At 38.6% G+C, this 16,578-nt stretch carries 15 protein-coding genes and 1 CRISPR repeat array; of the genes, 5 read left to right on the top strand and 10 right to left on the bottom strand.

Features of this window, described 5'->3' with window-relative positions:
* Positions 1-82: 82 nt before the first annotated feature.
* Positions 83-613 carry a hypothetical protein gene (locus H6G06_RS12950; protein ID WP_190560948.1) on the bottom strand — a complete coding sequence of 177 codons (531 nt, stop codon included), beginning with the start codon at positions 611-613 and terminating at the stop codon, positions 83-85.
* 602 nt (positions 614-1,215) lie between these two features.
* On the opposite strand from H6G06_RS12950, the gene H6G06_RS12945 reads away from it, so the two are divergent.
* Positions 1,216-2,304: a hybrid sensor histidine kinase/response regulator gene (locus H6G06_RS12945; protein WP_190560681.1), complete on the top strand. Its 1,089-nt coding sequence runs from the start codon at positions 1,216-1,218 to the stop codon at positions 2,302-2,304.
* Positions 2,305-2,314: 10 nt separating this feature from the next.
* Here H6G06_RS12945 and H6G06_RS27995 read toward each other — a convergent pair whose 3' ends face one another.
* From H6G06_RS27995 to H6G06_RS12930, 3 genes are all read right to left on the bottom strand, one after another.
* Positions 2,315-3,601 carry an ATP-binding protein gene (locus tag H6G06_RS27995; protein ID WP_190560679.1) on the bottom strand — a complete coding sequence of 429 codons (1,287 nt, stop codon included), beginning with the start codon at positions 3,599-3,601 and terminating at the stop codon, positions 2,315-2,317.
* A 57-nt stretch (positions 3,602-3,658) separates the two neighbouring features.
* Positions 3,659-3,808, bottom strand: a complete 150-nt coding sequence (locus H6G06_RS12935) for a hypothetical protein (protein WP_190560678.1) — start codon at positions 3,806-3,808, stop codon at positions 3,659-3,661.
* A gap of 402 nt (positions 3,809-4,210) precedes the next feature.
* A complete protein-coding gene (locus H6G06_RS12930) occupies positions 4,211-4,780 on the bottom strand; it encodes an IS607 family transposase (RefSeq protein WP_190560676.1) in 570 nt (189 codons plus the stop codon).
* 278 nt (positions 4,781-5,058) lie between these two features.
* Between H6G06_RS12930 and H6G06_RS12925 the strand changes: the two genes are divergently transcribed.
* Positions 5,059-5,775: an ATP-binding response regulator gene (locus H6G06_RS12925; RefSeq protein WP_190560674.1), complete on the top strand. Its 717-nt coding sequence runs from the start codon at positions 5,059-5,061 to the stop codon at positions 5,773-5,775.
* Positions 5,776-5,893: 118 nt separating this feature from the next.
* Here H6G06_RS12925 and H6G06_RS12920 read toward each other — a convergent pair whose 3' ends face one another.
* The 3 genes from H6G06_RS12920 to H6G06_RS12910 all read right to left on the bottom strand — a co-directional run bounded on the left by H6G06_RS12920 (position 5,894) and on the right by H6G06_RS12910 (position 7,737).
* Positions 5,894-6,232: a hypothetical protein gene (locus H6G06_RS12920; RefSeq protein WP_190560673.1), complete on the bottom strand. Its 339-nt coding sequence runs from the start codon at positions 6,230-6,232 to the stop codon at positions 5,894-5,896.
* Positions 6,233-6,728: 496 nt separating this feature from the next.
* The gene (locus H6G06_RS12915; protein ID WP_190560671.1) at positions 6,729-7,106 is read right to left on the bottom strand and encodes a Lin0512 family protein; all 378 of its coding nucleotides are present in this window, start codon (positions 7,104-7,106) and stop codon (positions 6,729-6,731) included.
* 349 nt (positions 7,107-7,455) lie between these two features.
* Complete coding sequence (locus tag H6G06_RS12910) at positions 7,456-7,737, bottom strand: hypothetical protein (RefSeq protein WP_190560669.1); 282 nt, start codon at positions 7,735-7,737, stop codon at positions 7,456-7,458.
* Between the two features lie 336 nt (positions 7,738-8,073).
* Here H6G06_RS12910 and H6G06_RS12905 point away from each other — a divergent pair, with 336 nt between their 5' ends.
* Positions 8,074-9,093 (top strand): S66 peptidase family protein, encoded by a 1,020-nt coding sequence (locus H6G06_RS12905; RefSeq protein WP_190560667.1) that lies wholly within the window; start codon positions 8,074-8,076, stop codon positions 9,091-9,093.
* A 230-nt stretch (positions 9,094-9,323) separates the two neighbouring features.
* On the opposite strand, the gene H6G06_RS12900 is transcribed toward H6G06_RS12905, so the two are convergent.
* Positions 9,324-11,039: a response regulator gene (locus tag H6G06_RS12900; protein ID WP_190560665.1), complete on the bottom strand. Its 1,716-nt coding sequence runs from the start codon at positions 11,037-11,039 to the stop codon at positions 9,324-9,326.
* 1,310 nt (positions 11,040-12,349) lie between these two features.
* Between H6G06_RS12900 and H6G06_RS12895 the strand changes: the two genes are divergently transcribed.
* The gene (locus H6G06_RS12895) at positions 12,350-12,718 is read left to right on the top strand and encodes a pentapeptide repeat-containing protein (RefSeq protein ID WP_190560663.1); all 369 of its coding nucleotides are present in this window, start codon (positions 12,350-12,352) and stop codon (positions 12,716-12,718) included.
* 513 nt (positions 12,719-13,231) lie between these two features.
* Positions 13,232-13,775: direct repeats of the CRISPR family, unit length 37 nt; unit sequence GTTTCAATCCCTAATAGGGATTATTTAATGTTGCAAC.
* Positions 13,776-14,102: 327 nt separating this feature from the next.
* Here H6G06_RS12895 and H6G06_RS12890 read toward each other — a convergent pair.
* Both H6G06_RS12890 and H6G06_RS12885 read right to left on the bottom strand, forming a co-directional pair.
* A complete protein-coding gene (locus H6G06_RS12890) occupies positions 14,103-14,918 on the bottom strand; it encodes a DUF1838 domain-containing protein (RefSeq protein WP_190560661.1) in 816 nt (271 codons plus the stop codon).
* Positions 14,919-15,054: 136 nt separating this feature from the next.
* A complete protein-coding gene (locus H6G06_RS12885) occupies positions 15,055-16,086 on the bottom strand; it encodes a VOC family protein (RefSeq protein WP_190560659.1) in 1,032 nt (343 codons plus the stop codon).
* A gap of 91 nt (positions 16,087-16,177) precedes the next feature.
* Here H6G06_RS12885 and H6G06_RS12880 point away from each other — a divergent pair, with 91 nt between their 5' ends.
* Positions 16,178-16,486, top strand: a complete 309-nt coding sequence (locus tag H6G06_RS12880) for a TIGR03792 family protein (RefSeq protein ID WP_190560657.1) — start codon at positions 16,178-16,180, stop codon at positions 16,484-16,486.
* Positions 16,487-16,578: the final 92 nt, after the last annotated feature.

Below are 16,578 nucleotides of genomic sequence, written 5' to 3'. Positions count from 1 at the left end.
CTCATGAAAATGAATTGGGAAGCCTACACTGTACCGTCAGGTTGGTGTAGGTAGTTCACTTCCTAGTTTCTGCTTCCTGTGCCTAAAATTCCACGGTTTCAAATTCAAAAATTGCAATTAGACGGTCATCAATATAGACCTCTATTCTATGTTTACCAAGAGGATCACCAGGAGCTATTTTCCAAAAATTCTCAATCACACCATTTGTAACTGTTTGGGTGCGTTTTGTGATGGCTGTAGTTCCATCAGCAGATAAAGAAAAATTCTCATCTTTCTCCTGTGTAGCCCAAGTTTCTGGGGTTTTTGGTAAACGCAGCACTTCCCTCCATTTGACTTTACCCCGGTAATTTTGCAGTTTAATTCGCCAACCATAAGCATCACCTTTTTTCAGTGGCACTTTAGTTGTGGGAAAAAAATTAGCTTTACCCTGAGAATCAACTATCCTCACCCCAAACTCAGATTTATTGACAGTAATTTGTTTACCATTAATTAATTGAGAAACTTCCGGGGGCGCTTCCGCTAAAACCGTACTCCTATTGTTCAAATTCGCAGCTACAAAGCCAACTATTAACCACAGAGAAGTTAGCAAAAACCTCAAAGCCGAAATTCTCATAAGCATTTTCTGTCAGATATTATATTAGTCATTAATTCCATTATCTTTAGCCCCATTCCGGGTTAAGATCATTAAAATCATCACGTAACGTAACTGTACAAGAATTAAATTTCCAAGACTTTACCAAGCCCCTTCGGGGCGGGAACTCTTAGAGGATGTTTTAAAAGTTTTGAATGTATAAATAAACCCCTCTCCAAAACTCTCCCCGACGCGGGGAGAGACTTTGAAACCCCCCTTCCCTACGAGGGAATGGGGGTTAGGTTGCTGAAGATTATTGGTTTCATCTAATACTTTTCAAACACCCTCTTAACAGGAAAAAGAATTAGCCCCGAATGTAGGGTTTAAAGCCCCTAATTTTAATTATGGGGATTCCCCTGTTCCCTGTTGCCCGTTCCCTGTTCCCTCTTAACTTCAATCTCTTCAACCTACGGAGCTAGTTCAGTATATCTACGGTAAGGCTCTACTCACTAGACAGTATGATCAGCTAAATTATATTAAGTAACTATTCCTCATTTATCACGAAGCGCAAAGAACTGGGAATTGGTGATAATAGGGTATCAAGATTAACTAAAAAAGCCATCTGAAATTTCACCCAAATCTATATGAATACAATTCTCATTATTGAAGATGAAGCTCAAATCAGAAACAATATCCGAGAAATATTGGAATTATCAGACTTTGAGGCGATAGTTGCAGAAAATGGGTTAAAGGGTTTGCAATTGGCTAAAGATAAGCATCCTGATTTGATTCTTTGTGATTTGATGATGCCTGAGTTAGATGGCTATAGTGTATTAACTCAACTCCGTCAGGATAGTTCTACTGCCACAATTCCTTTAATTTTCTTAACTGCTAAATCGGAATGGTCAGATTTACGTAGAGGGATGGAACTGGGTGCAGATGATTACCTAACCAAGCCTTTTCGTCCTGATGAATTACTACAAGCCATCACTACTCGATTGGATAAACAAGCAATAGCTGACGAACAAACTCAACAAAAATTAAATGATTTAAGCAGTTCTATCAGTCATTCACTCCCCCATGAAATCAATACTCCTCTCAATCATATTCTAGGACTATCAAATTTATTGATTCTTGAGGAGGAAAACCTTTCCCGTGAAAATTTAGAAATGGTAGAATCAATTCATCAAGCGGCTCTAAGGCTGCATAGACTGACTGTTAATTTCCTCATGTATGCAGACCTGGAGTTATTAGTATCTAACCCAGAAAGAATTGTGGCTCTGAGGAATAACGGGGCGAAAACTTTCGTGCAGTCAGTGGTGGAAAATCTAGCTGTAAAAATTGCTCAAAATGCAAATAGGTCGGCTGATTTAAGTATAGAAATATCAGATGCCATAGTCAAAATTTCTTCAACCAAGCTCAGTAAAATAGCTGAAGAAATAATTGATAATGCTTTTAAATTTTCCCAGCCCAATACACCTGTAAAAATCATAGGGCATAGCAGTAAAAATACCTTTAACTTGTATGTGATTGATCACGGTCGGGGACTAACCAATGAGCAAATTACTAAGGTTGGGGCTTATGTCCAATTTGAACGGAAAATGTATGAACAACAAGGTTCTGGTCTGGGATTATCAATTGCTAAGAGGTTAGTGGAACTGCACGGAGGAGAGTTTAGCATTGAGAGCGTACCTGAAAAACAAACCATTATTAAGATTGTGCTGCCGCAGTAGGGTCAGATTTTTATCTTCTTAAAAAAGGAATCCTAACTGTAAATGTTGTTCCCTCTCCCACTCGACTATCTACGCTAATTTCCCCTTTGTGCAAATCTAGACATTTTTTGACTATGGCCAACCCTAACCCAGTTCCAGAAATCGTACCGACGTTAGATGCTCGATGAAAAGGTGCAAATAGATTAGCTTGATCTGCTTCAGGAATACCAAGGCCGCGATCGCTAATTTTAAATATAATTTGATTATTTTCTTGAGTCAAACTAAAATTAATTACATTGTGATCAGGAGAATACTTAATAGCATTAGTAAGGATATTGGTGAGAATTTGCCGTAACAGTTTTTGATCGAACTGAACAATCAGAGAATTGTTAGAAATTTCCTCGCCTAATTCTAAAGAGAAATTAATTTTATGTTCGCTAATACTAGTTTCTATTTCCTCTTTGAGATGACGACAGAACGGGATGATATCTAATGCTTCTAAGTGTAATTCTATCTTCTCGGCTTCGGCGCGGTTAATCATCAATACATCATCAAGGATTTGAGTTATATGCTTGATGGTGCTTTGGATTGTTTGTAGATGTTCCTGTTTTCTTTCTTCACTGAGGCGATCGCTAAACTTTTGTAAAATACCCGATGATGAGGAAATAATGGCTAAAGGTGTACGAAACTCGTGGGATGCCATGGTAATAAACCGCGATTTTAATTGGCTTAATTCCTTTTCCTTTTCTAGTGCTTCTTTTAATTCTGCTGTCCGTTCCGCAACTCTATTTTCTAAGTCCTCATTCCGTTGTGTAAGTTGTCTGAGTTCCTGGTTTTGCAGTTCTAAAGATGTAATTAACTTCTGTAAATGTAAATGAGTACGTACACGAGCTAGTAGTTCCTCTTTTTGAAATGGTTTAGTTATATAGTCTACAGCACCTAAACTAAAACCTTTCACCTTATCCATAGTATCAGTCAGAGCCGTCATAAAAATTATAGGGATACCTTGGGTAAGAGGATCGGCTTGAAGCTGCTCACAAATTTCAAATCCGCTAATATCAGGCAACATAATATCTAGCAGGATTAAATTGGGACTACTGTCATAAACTTTTTGGATGACATTTAGCCCATTTAGTTCCATTTGGACTGTGTAACCTGCGGCGTTCAATGTATGACCAAGAACTTTTAAATTAACCGGATTGTCATCAACTACTAAAATGGTGCTATTTTTAGGTAAATTCTCCACAGTCTCGTCCTTGCGATTGGTAATTAGTAATTGGTCATTAGTGATTGGTGATTGATTATTTTTAATTATCACCTATTTACGGAAGAAGCCATATAGCACAAGATTTTAACTCCTGACTTCTGATTCCTGCTATATTTGAAAAGGAATTTTGACTATAGTTGCTATTTCCTCTGGGAGATGGCGACAGAAGCCAATAATATCTGCGGCTTCTGGTTTAAATTCCATATTTTCAGATTCGGTGCGGTTAATCATTAGTACGTCATCAAGAAGTTGAGTCATGTGATTGATAGTTTCTTGGATAGTCTCTAGGTGTCTCTGTTTTTGGTCTGCACTCAGGCGATCGCTAAACTAATTTTATACCCTCGCAGCACCAGAGTTATTTTATCTACAAAGGGGCGGTAGCTTTCATTACTTTGAAGTAGGCGATCTAGCTCTTGCTGCATTCAGTTACTAACCCTTCATTTGTCCCTGTATGGCATATTCTATAGCCATGGACAGGGTGGTTAGGACATCAATTGATAATGAAACTCCCACTAAAAAAGGATTTTACTCCTGACTCCTGACCGGGAATTTTAGATATTAGATTTTAGATTAAAAAAAATTGGTATAGGTCTGGGTTGTTCAGGATGGAAAAATCGTCAATCCAAAATCGAGTGACTCCTGCTGTTATGTGTTTGTCAACTATCTGCATTCGTCTTCCTGCAAGCATTTAATCAGGCATTCAGTTTTACGAGTACGTCGTCTAATTGAATAAAGCCTTGCACAGAAAGAAGTGATTATGGAGACAAAATCGTGCATCAGATCATCTGTCCTTTCTGTCGCTAAATTAACTACTTCAATATCTCTACCTAACTGATTAAGAAGCACTTTTAGATAGTTAAACCCAACCCTAGATAACCTGTCTTTATGCTCACAAACAATTAACGAATAGTCATCTTGATTGAGTAAATCTATTAACTTACGTCGGTTATCATTTACACCGCTACCAACTTCCTTAACTACTCTAACAATTTGATAACCTTTTGCGGTGCAATAGTCTTCAAGCCTTTGAGCTTGACTTTCTAAATTAGATTTATTTTCACTACTGCTAACCCTGGCATAAATTACAACACCCTTATTAGTAGGAACATTAAATTTAACTATGACAGTCCCAGTCGGCAATTGAGTTGCATTAAGCTCACCACGTTGCCACATTCGCCAAGCTGTTTTATAGCTAACACCTATTGATTTAGCGTAATCTGATAACTTCATAGTTTTTACCGACTTCCACAATTATTTTAGTGCAGAAGTCTATATTTGGGAACATTTGTCTATAAACTCTCAAAAACTTAACAATACCTTGTCCTTGGAAACTAACTTGTGCTACTCCAGCAATTGCACGACGGATCAATCGCTGTGAATAGCGAAATGGGAATGGGAACAACTGTTATTGTAAATATTGTGACAATTCCCTTACAATCTGTGATTTATTTGCCGGAATTAGTCAACAATACTGATAGATAAGTCTCTATATAGGTTGCCTCTCAATTATGAGCTTAATTCTAGTGATTGAAGACGAAACTCAAATTCTGTCTAATCTCCAAGAAATTTTAGAACTAGCAGATTTCTCTGTTATTGTTGCTGAAGACGGCATTATCGGCTTGCAATTAGCTAAAAGAAAAAACCCGGATTTGATTCTCTGTGACATTATGATGCCAGGGTTAAATGGCTATGAAGTGTTAACAGAACTACGACAAGAACCTAAGACTGCTGATATTCCCCTAATTTTCCTCACCGCTAAAGCAGATCGCAATGATTTCCGTCAAGGTATGGGGTTGGGGGCTGATGATTACATTACCAAACCGTTTGAGCCGTTTGAAATTTTACAAGCAGTCAAAGCACGTTTGGAGAGACATTCAATTTCAAATCAAGCATATCTGAAAGAATCTCAGAATACAGAAATACTCCAACAGGAAATAAAAAAGAATCGAACTGAATTGCAAAACTCCCAGCAACTTGCACAAATTCGAGGAAACTTGTTAGAGAAATTCTCCCAGGACTTACGCAATCCCCTTTCTAGTATTAATATGGCAATTTATATGCTCAAACAGGCTAAGGATGAAAAAAATCGGGAGAAATATCTGTCAATTTTAAAAGAAGCATACACGCAGGAACTCGATATATTGAATGAGGTAGATAGTTTGCAGGAATTACTGACTGCTGAAAATACAAAGTTACTCCGAAATTATAAATTACTGGGGGATTGATTTTGTCAGGAAGTAGCACTGTATTCAATCTGGCGGGTTTCGATTCCAGGGGAAGGGGTAAGGTGAAACGAAAAAACCTTTACCCTTTACCCTATATTGCTGAGAATGATCAAGCTTTCTAGTCTTCGTCAAGTGCAGGGAAAATTTCTTCAAACCGCCACAAACTATCTTTATTTTCAATGAACCAAATCCGTGATTCAGTGGTTAACTTACCCCAAACTACTTCAGGGGGAATGTAAGGAGAAGCATACTGATATTCTTGGCCAATTTCTCTGAGATTATCCGCTACATCGCGCGGAATCCCAAAGTCTTCCCAATCAACTTTTAGATTTCTGCCAGACAGTCCCGCACAGGGGTCAAAAACTAATTGTGCAGTTCTGATTAAATCGGCAAAGTGTTGCGGTTTTAGTCCGATAATTTCCTGAATTTGGAGTGATTTTTTAGGCTCTTGAGACATTGCTCTGTAGTGATGGAAGTAGTTGGTTTATTGAACTTACTGCCAGAGATGATCCCATTAAATCTCGATAAACATCTGGTGAGAAATAAATACAGCAGATTGCAGATCAATGAGGTAGAGAATCTAAATTGAAACCTATACACAAAGCCAGTTTTACTCCTGACTCCTGACTCCTGCTGTATGTGTAAATATGCCTTACCTGAAACCCTGGTAGAGACGTTCCATGAAACGTCTTTACTTTTTCACCAGATGTCTCATATAAATCCCAATAAATTTAGTTTAGCGCAGAAAATACACATGGAAAGTTGAAAAGCTTACAGCAGATTGCAAGTGAATGAGGTACAAACTGAAAATCAAAACATGGTTGATTAAGTAAGTGGGCGTTAAAAATTGTCGTTATGACAAGGGAACAGGGAACTCTTAACGGGGAACGGGGAAGAGGGTTTTGGTGAATTTACTTTTTGTTACATACTTCGGTTTTTTCCCGCCGACTTACTTAGTTTCTCGGTTCTGCTGTTTCAACTAAAACTGTCACTGCTGCAACTGCTATCAACATTTGGTCATTTTTATCGTTGAGGGAAGCGATCGCTAACCCATCAATTACCATTCCCCCAGCTTCTACTGTTAGAGATTTGCGACCGAAGGGAAGGACAGCTAATACCTCTGCTTCCCGTACTTGTTCGGGGTAAGGTACGGCTACCTTGACTTCTACAATCATGTCATTGGGGTCTTTTAAACCGACTACTTCCATAATACCGAGTAAGGCATTGTGAGCGATCGCATTTCTCACCGCCCTTGCTGCTGCTACCGTCGGTTCCTGTCCGTGCTGGTCTACACCCATGCCCATTTCGATAATAAAGCGTTTTAGTGCCATAGTTGAACCTTTCCACGTCTAAAGCCAGGGGCTTGCGGCTAGTTTTCCAGTCAGTTATTTTACACAAACACTGACAAGAGTATAATTACAGCGTATTGCAGGTAAATGAAGTAAAAATAGGACTTACGCAAGATTTGACTAAAAACCTTATTCTGGCGTAGTGGTAATTCATGAATTACCGCTACTTTGGTTCTGTTTGCGTAAGTCCTGAAAAAATTTAAATCAAAAATTAAGTATCAAGCAGGTTTTAACCCTGTAGAGACGTTCCACCAGAACGTCTCTACTCCTCAATTGTGCTGTATGATTCTGTCTGTTATTTGAATAGTAAAGGTTTTACCAAGAATCTTAATTAAGAGAGCGGTTTATCCTTAATACTACTGACACAAAAATTAATATGGGAGCGGATAGCCTTTTCATAAACTCCAGTCTGTGGTGTGCGTACCCCTATATGTTGATAGATCAAGTTAATTTCTGGAAATTCGCACCAATACATCAAAAAAACGTCTTTAGATGGAGTAGTAATTTCATAATTATTCTCTTGTCTTTTCTTTTTGAGTTTGCAATTATTTAGTTTGAGTTTTTGTCTAAATAATTGTTCAAATGCTGGAATTGAATTTGCAGTAGTTTCCATAGCTTATACACGTTTAAATGCGTGGTCAGATAAACACCATCTTATGATATTGCCAAGTATAATACTTTAGCTACCTATCATAAGATAGTATATCAGCTATAGGGAATTTAAGAATTTGAGCTTCTTTTTTTTCTGCTCAGAGTGAGCCAATAGCAATACAATATTTGTGCAAATTTCGCTCAATTACTGGATTACACTTGGTTTTATCTACCATTTTTAGGGTCAATTTTTTTGGTAATTTCTTAAGAAAACTTTAAATTTAATTCATATTTCCCGTAGGGTTGTGTCACTTATAGTTGAAACTTTGTTATAGTCCTTGTTCAGCCTACATTCCCGATGACCATCAAACGCCGTCAATTTCTCACCACTTTAGGAATAACGACCTTAGCAGCCCAAATTTCCCCAGTTATCGCCCAAAGTCAACTTTCACCACAAACCACCATCAAACCACCACGTCTAAAAATAGGGGATACGATAGGCTTGGTTTCTCCTGCTGGTATTATTGAACCCAAAGATATAGAAGATGCAAAACAAACTTTTACCAACTTAGGGCTGAAGGTAATAACAGGCGCACATATTTTAGATCGTGATGGATATTTAGCAGGAACAGATATAAACCGCGCCCAAGATATTCATACCATGTTTACCGATAAATCGGTAAAAGTAATTATGGCGATGCGTGGCGGTTGGGGTTGTAATCGGATTTTACCTTTACTTAATTATCCGCTGATCCGTTCCCATCCGAAAATTATCATCGGCTATAGCGATATTACTTCCTTATTATTAGCAATTAACGCTCGGAGTCAATTAATTACCTTTCATGGCGCAGTTGCTACTTCTACTTGGAATCAATTTACCGTTGATTACTTTAAAAGGATCTTATTTAACGGGGAAAAATTAACAATGGAAAATAACTCCACCAAAGAGGGCAAAATAGAAATAATTACACCGGGTAAAGCTAGGGGTAAACTAATTGGAGGTAATTTATCAGTTGTAGCTGCTATGGTAGGTTCTCCTTATTTGCCATCATGGTATAACAGTATTTTATTTGTGGAAGATATAGGTGAAGATCCTTATCGCATAGACAGAATGCTGACGCAGTTAAAAAATGCTGGTATTCTCAATCAAATTGCAGGTTTTATTTTTGGACAATGCACAAATTGTCAAGCTTCAGATGAACAATCCTTTACTTTAATGCAAATACTAAAACAACATATCAAGCCTTTAGATATTCCCGCTTGGTATGGTTCTATGATTGGTCATATCAAAGATAAATTTACAGTGCCTGTAGGTTTAGAGGTAGAAATAGACGCTGATAATGGCACAATCAAAATGTTAGCAGCAGCAGTAATTTAGCCAAAATTTCTCAAGTCAATTATTGTTTGTAAATAAGCTTCTGTATTCCCCCATTAACCCACTTACAATTTATAGCAGAAGGCAAGAGGCACTCATGCAAGAGGCAAGAGTAAAACCCTTGTTATTCTTTGGTTTCAAGGACTCATCATGTCCTCATTATCCTGGCTACAGCTATAACAATGAGGATTTTGTTTTTTCATTCATAACCGACGAACTTGCAACTGACGTTATTACTGAGGCAGAACCATGCGGATAATGGTTTGTTTACCAGGTAAGCTCTCAATTGAAAGTTCTCCTCCGTGGATTTCCACCAATCTCTTAGCAATTGATAATCCTAAACCGGAACCTTGCTGTTCATACATTTTGCGTTCAAACTGTACATAACCCCCGACACTAGCAATTTGCTCTTTATTCATGCCTCGACCGCTGTCAATTACATACAAATTAAACCCATGAAAACTGCTACAACCTATAATTTTTACAGGTGTATTTGGTTGAGAAAATTTAAAAGCATTGTCAATTATTTCTTCAGCAATTTTACTCAGCTTTAATTGAGAAATATTGATCATGGCATCTGATATTTCTATAGTTAAATCAGATGCTCTCCCTGCGTCTTGAGAAATTCTAAAAGCTACCTTTTCAATGGTTGAACGCACAAAAGTTTTGTCTTGAATAAAATTTTGTTGTTTAAACTGATTTGCTGATATATTAACCGCTAAATCCAAATTTACTAATCCTTGCGATCGCAAATCTTCTAATTGGGAGCAAGCAGTTTTCAAAATCCATTTCCCTAAAGGAATAATAAAACCTGATTCTTCAGAAATAGGAATAAATTCGCCTGGAGAAACAAGTCCATATTCTGGATGTCGCCAGCGGATTAAAGCTTCCACACCGACAAATTTTCCAGTTTTGACATTACATTGAGGCTGATAGTAAAGTTCAAACTCATTTCGTTCTAGGGCGTGCCATAAATCAGTTTCCAAAATAATTTTTCTACAGAGAATATTGAAAAGTTCTTGATTGTAGAAATGATAAGAAGTAGTATCTTCATGTTTAAAATGTTCCAGGGCTAATTCTGCATGAGTCAGTAGTTCATTGAGTTGCAGCCCGTCATCAGGATAACAAACAATCCCAATTTTAGTTTTAACAGAGATTTGCTGATGATTGACTAATAAAGGTTGTGATAGATGATCTAAAATTTGTTGAGCAATATCAGCAGCAACTTGACTGTCTTGATTTGGCTTTAACAAGAGTACAATTTGGTCGGTTTTTAAGTAAGCGATTAAGTCAATAATTTGATGTGGAGAATTCAACTCACTTAATCGTTCAGCTATAGCTTTGAGTAATAAACACCTCAAGGTTGGTTCAAATAAGAATTTATTGCGGTTGAGGATATCTATATCAATCAGTAACAAGGGGAGTAGTTGACCTTGACTGTACGCTTGAAGGCGGATTTGATTGAAATGCTCTTCTACAAATAGTTGATTAGGTAAGCCAGTTAAGCTATCATGACGAGCCAGATAATTAAGCTGAGATTCCATCTGCTCAATCTGACCTCGATAATACTGGCTAACTATTTGGTGTTTTTCCAGCCGAGTCGTAATCACCTGGAGAAATTCATCTACTTGAAACGGCTTGGTTAAATAGTCATCCGCACCAAGTTCCATCGCTCGACGCAGATCCGCTCTTTCTGATTTAGCGGTGATAAAAATGAACGGAATAGCGGCAGTTCCTGGCTTTTGACGCAATGCTTTAATCAGTCCATAGCCATCTAAATGAGGCATCATCAGATCGCAGATAATCATATCTGGCTGATGTTGTTCAGCCATCTGTAAACCGTGCCATCCATCTTCAGCTGTGATCGTACTGAACCCCTCTAGGTCGAGAATTTGTTGAATGTTGTCTCGTATTTGAGCATCATCTTCAATAATCAGAATTTTGTTCATAAAATTAAGGAAAATTTGGGGTAAAAGTTTAGATCCTGTGGGTAATTACTTTTAATAGACATCGACCGAATTTAAATTTGTATCTTCTAGAATTTTTGTAGAGATGTTCCATGGAAGGGGATTCTCGGCTCTATTTTTTACCTCCAGATATCGAATGATCTATTATGGACAACTACTGTTTATTTAGGCTTCGTGACAAATAACCAATTATTCACTCTCCGTAATTTAGTTAGTCCTACGGTGTTGCATCCCAGAACCGTCCGTAAGACTACTAAGCTCTGATCAGTTAGGCTTGCTATGCTATATGGCAGCCACAATAGTTGTCGGCAAAGTGGGTCGGAGCTACAATTTTTTTCGGTCAAAATGGCACTGAGGATATTTTAGGTAATATTTGTCTATAGATTGGGCGAAGTTTTACAAAACTGCAACTGTAGAGATGCAAGCAGGCGATATTTTGTGTCAAAACTCCAGAGGGGTGGGCTTTGGGCTGATTAGTTCTCAAAAACAAAGGTAGCTTTTTTCTAGTTGTGGTTGGTAGCGAGGATAACTTCTTACTTAATCACTATGTTTTGCAAATAGATACAAGCACTCCAAAACCGCAATTTTCAGGGTTGGGGGGGAGAAAAAATACATTCAGCTTTTCTGGAGGTTGGGTTTTCTGGCTGCTAAATCGGCTAGAGCCAATTCTCTAAGCCATTATCTGTGGATGCTAGGGGGATTCTTCACCGATAAAATTCAGTAAATCAGGCTACAATTTTGATTTCGTGGCTCATGGGTTTGATGAGGTTGTATTGGATTTATTGGCCAAAAGCCTGAGATTTTTTATACTTTTTTCAGAAAATGTTTACTGTTTGTCTTTGTCTTGTAAGTTACTAACCCGGTTGCGTCGTTTTTAACTCGTGTCAGTTAATAAACTGTCACTCTCTACACTAGCTATTTGGTGTCAAAAGAGATATTCTTATTTAATGCAAGGAGTGATACCACTTCATTCATGTTTGTTACAGGTTATCCTAGCAGTGCTTCCCCTAATAGCAGTGTGCAGGATTTAAAATGTTGCATTACACAGTGAGATGGTATAAAGTTATACGGGGGAGCGTCTGAGTAAGCGAAAAGGACTCAGGCGCTTTTTCGTGTATAAAGAAATAAGCGTTATTTTTCTGGTATCAATTTGTTTGTTTTTAATGGTACTGGAAAAGACGGGAAAATACAGGGCTGAGGCAGGAAGTAGATAGCGGAGAGGCTGTTTTTGTGGTTAAATCAGAAGTAGAAATAGAAATCGCTGTTTTACTGCCAAAGCTGGTGAATCACAGATGGATGCTGAGGATATTAAACGGCGCTATGCCGCTGGAGAGAGATATTTTCTATCTGCTCAGTTAAGTGGAATCAATTTGATTGATGCTTATTTACCTGGAATCAATTTGTGGGGAGCAGATTTAAGTAATGCGAATCTTGCTAAGGCTAAACTTTGGGGTGCAAGTTTGAGTAGGGCTAATTTAGCGAATGCTAATTTGACTAGGGCTAATTTGTGCGGTGTTAATCTTTCTGAAGCTAATCTTCGGGGTGCTAGGCTTCACTATACTAAGTTATATGGTGCGAATTTGACGGGTGCTTGTTATGATGACAGTACGCGTTTTTCTAGGGGTTTTGATCCTGTTAATCATGGGATGCGGAAATTCTAAAGGTTAACTATTTTTATTAGGGGATGTTTTAAAAGTTTTGAATGTATAAATAAACCCCTCTCCAAACCTCTCCCCGACGCGGGGAGAGGCTTTGAAACCCTCATTCCCTCGTAGGGAAGGGGGGAAGGGGGGTTAAGTTGCTGAAGATTATTGGTTTCATCTAATACTTTTCAAACAACCTCTTAGGGGAATTTTAGCGATCGCTCTTTTGTATTGTAAAATTTCGCCCAATATTAAGCTGTTGTGCATTTAATTTGTTAGAACTTGCGAAAGAATGAACTACGTTCGCGAAGCGTGCCGAAGGCATAGGAACCAAGGATACGAAGGAAAGAGGGTTTCAGAGAAATTTTGCGTAAGTCCTGTCCCAATACTGTTCGGTTAAGGATTTTTGTAGGTTGGGTTGAACAAAGTGAAACCCAACAAACCCTTGTAAATGTTGGGTTCTAATAGGGATTATTTAATGTTGCAACTGCCACGTTTGACGCGCTCCATTAGGGATTGACGTTTTTCTCTGTTTCAATCCCTAATAGGGATTATTTAATGTTGCAACTTTATCCGCTTCTCTACCATCCAAAATCGAGCGGTTTCAATCCCTAATAGGGATTATTTAATGTTGCAACAAAATTTTTGAGGGGCTGAGGCATGAGAATTTATTGTTTCAATCCCTAATAGGGATTATTTAATGTTGCAACCGTGCTTTTTTACATCAATATATTTGATATAAAGACGTTTCAATCCCTAATAGGGATTATTTAATGTTGCAACTTGCAACTTGGGCGATCGCCACCGGCTCGACTCCTGTTTCAATCCCTAATAGGGATTATTTAATGTTGCAACTGGTAAACAATCATCAATTATTCTCCAGAAGAAAGGTTTCAATCCCTAATAGGGATTATTTAATGTTGCAACTATGAGCAATTTTTATTTGCTCATAGTTATTGAGTTTCAATCCCTAATAGGGATTATTTAATGTTGCAACCTGATATCTGCATTTAAATTGCTTACCAGAGGTTTTTAATGGTTTCAATCCCTAATAGGGATTATTTAATGTTGCAACTGCGGGAGTCTGAAAGCCTATATATATGTAGTTTTCAAGGTTCGATTGCGCGAGCGATATCATCATAGTCCATTTCAGGAATCGTGTCAAGAGCGAAAAACGCTGAAACCTAGACGGTGTAAGGTGCGCGAGGGTGTCAACCACAAAAATACCTGCAAACCATTCTGTAGAGAGAGATTCAAGCATTTTTTCCATCACCTGAAAATTTACACCCACCCCCTCGCGCATTTTAGCCAAAAAAGCAGTACACAACGGCATCATCACAAGAGGTTAAAAAGCTGATTAAACAATAATATTTCCTCCTGCCTCCTGCCTCCTGCCTTCTAACTAACCTTCCTCCGGTGCTGGTAAAGGAAAAACTTCCCCAGCTTCATAAGCCGGAAAATTCTTTTGGAAATATAACCAAGAAGTCATATCTTCCCCATCCAGAAAAGCAGTTGGCGCTTGCTTATACAAAGGAACACGGTTATTAATTTCAGTTTGTAGCAGTGGGGGTAACTCCGTAAAACCGCCAACCTTGCTACCAGTAGCACTATAGATCAGATAACCAGGGTATTCTCCCATCTTCATCCAAGGCAACCATTGACCAATTCTATCCCAACTTAATTTTAGTTCCGTTACAGAATTGAGTTCCGAGTTCAGCAAATCTGCACTCTTGACGGTGATTTTAAACAACTCAGCTGCTTGATAAATGCGAGATGGACAATATGGCGCAAACTTGGGATCTTCTGCCAAAGGGTTGGGATAATGGGGAAACAGATCAAATACAAAGGTAGTATTTTCACCTTCCACTTCCACCGGCAGCTTACCTTTAAACTTACCTTGTACCGGACTGTTAGCGACGTGCATCACTGAGACAGTTTCACCCGTCCAAGGATTTTCCCATTTTCGCAAAATTTCATCTGTTTCTGGGTTCAGGTAATAAGTTAGTTCTCTAGAAGTAAAATCCCAGCGACCTTCAGCAGTGAGGATACACCGGCTCACGCTCATACCGATGATTTTAAATAATATTTGTCGCTTTTCCCCTGGGACAAAGCTATAAATCTTACCAGTCCAAACCAGAAAAGTAGATTCATTAGCATCGAGGGAAGAACGAGTTTTTACCCATTGTTGGGCATCAATTTCTTGGATGTGGGCTACCATATATTGTATTTTTTCTCCTGATTTTTATAGTAGGGAACAGGGAACAGGGAAGAGGACAAGGAGCAGGGAGCAAGGGGGATCACTCTTCTCCCCTGCACCCTGCATCCCGCCCCCCTGCTTCTTCTGACTCCTGACATTAACTTTTTTCTACTAAAGTCCAGAAATACCCATCTGGGGCAACAAAAGAAAAACTTATTTCCCCAAATTCATTATTTACAATATTAGTAAATTTCTGTACATTACTTGCCCGAATGCGGTCAAAATAATTGTGTATTCCCTGCACGCGGTAAGTGTAAAGGCACATTCCTAAACTTCCGGGTTGGGCAAATGTAAACCGTGATTCTAATGGGATATGCTCTGGAAAGCGGACAATATAAAGTCTACCGCTGCGTGCTGCCATTAAGTCAGTCCCAGAGGAACGAGGATCATCAAAAGCAGTGACGATAAATTTTTCCCCTGGTTGGAGGTCAAAAAAGTCTCGACCTGCAAAAGAAGACTCATAGCTGGTTTCCACATCATCCCGCACACGCAACAAACCTAACACCTCTTCATAAAACCGCAAGCTGTCTTTGCTGTCGTCTTGAACAACTAACCCCAGATGGGTAAACTGGCTGGTGCTAAAAGCTGCATTGTGATTGATTTTGCCATAATGGGGCATAACATAACCAAAGCGTTGAAATAACACCTGTCGCATCAAGGGTTGCAGCAGTAGCATTTCTCTGACTCCCACCGCAGGATCAACAAAGGGACGGCTTTTGCGTTCTTTTTGATAAATTACTTCCCAATAAGGGTAAGTATATCTGATTATCTCACCAGCGCCTTTGGCATTTTCGGCGTGGTTTAAAATCCCTAACAAATCAGCAGTTAAAGCTGTAGTCCAGCGATTACCCTTAACTTTCATTGAACTGATACCCAAACCTTGATTTGTGGGATTTTGCCAAATCATCAATCTGATTAAACCATGATCTGCATCTTGGTGATAAAGACGAATTGCTTTTAAAGGGGAATTTACCCCATATAATTGATACGCTGACTCTGGGGTTAATTCTCCGACTTCCCCGATGCGATAGCCAAACTGTTGCCAATATTGAATTGCTAAAATCGGCTCTGGAACGCCAATACACACTTCATAGATACCTTCAATTGCAGTCATTGTTCCTTGAGTCATGGCAAAATCAATTTGGGTGTCAACTGTTACCTCTCACCTGTCCCCTGTCCCCTTTCACCTGTTACCTGTTATATAACTAGAGTCAAAAAACATGATTATTGAGTTTCTTAAGTTTAAAATGCCTGCGGAACTGCGAGAAACATTTATCCAGAAGGATGAGGAAATCTGGACTACTGTGTTATCTAAGTATCCAGGGTTTTTAGGTAAGGAAGTTTGGATTAGTCCTGATGATCTCACAGAAGTCGTGATTGTGGTGCATTGGCAAAATCGGGAACAGTGGAAAGCTATCTCGGAAACGGAACTAGAGGCGATCGCTCAAAAATTTGACCAATATCTGGGCTTTTCCTATGAAATGTCAGAAGCGAGTGAATATCAAGTACGGAAATTTCCTCAACACTAGATTAGCACTTTTATACGTCTAGATAGATGTTCCCCAATCTAAAATCCCAAATTGGTATAAATTAAATTAGGATCTTGAACAAGATTTTCCGC

This window comes from Anabaena sphaerica FACHB-251 (assembly GCF_014696825.1).
Classification (GTDB): domain Bacteria; phylum Cyanobacteriota; class Cyanobacteriia; order Cyanobacteriales; family Nostocaceae; genus RDYJ01.
Note: the sequence above shows the minus strand (reverse complement) of the source record. Positions and strands in the feature narration are given on the sequence as shown.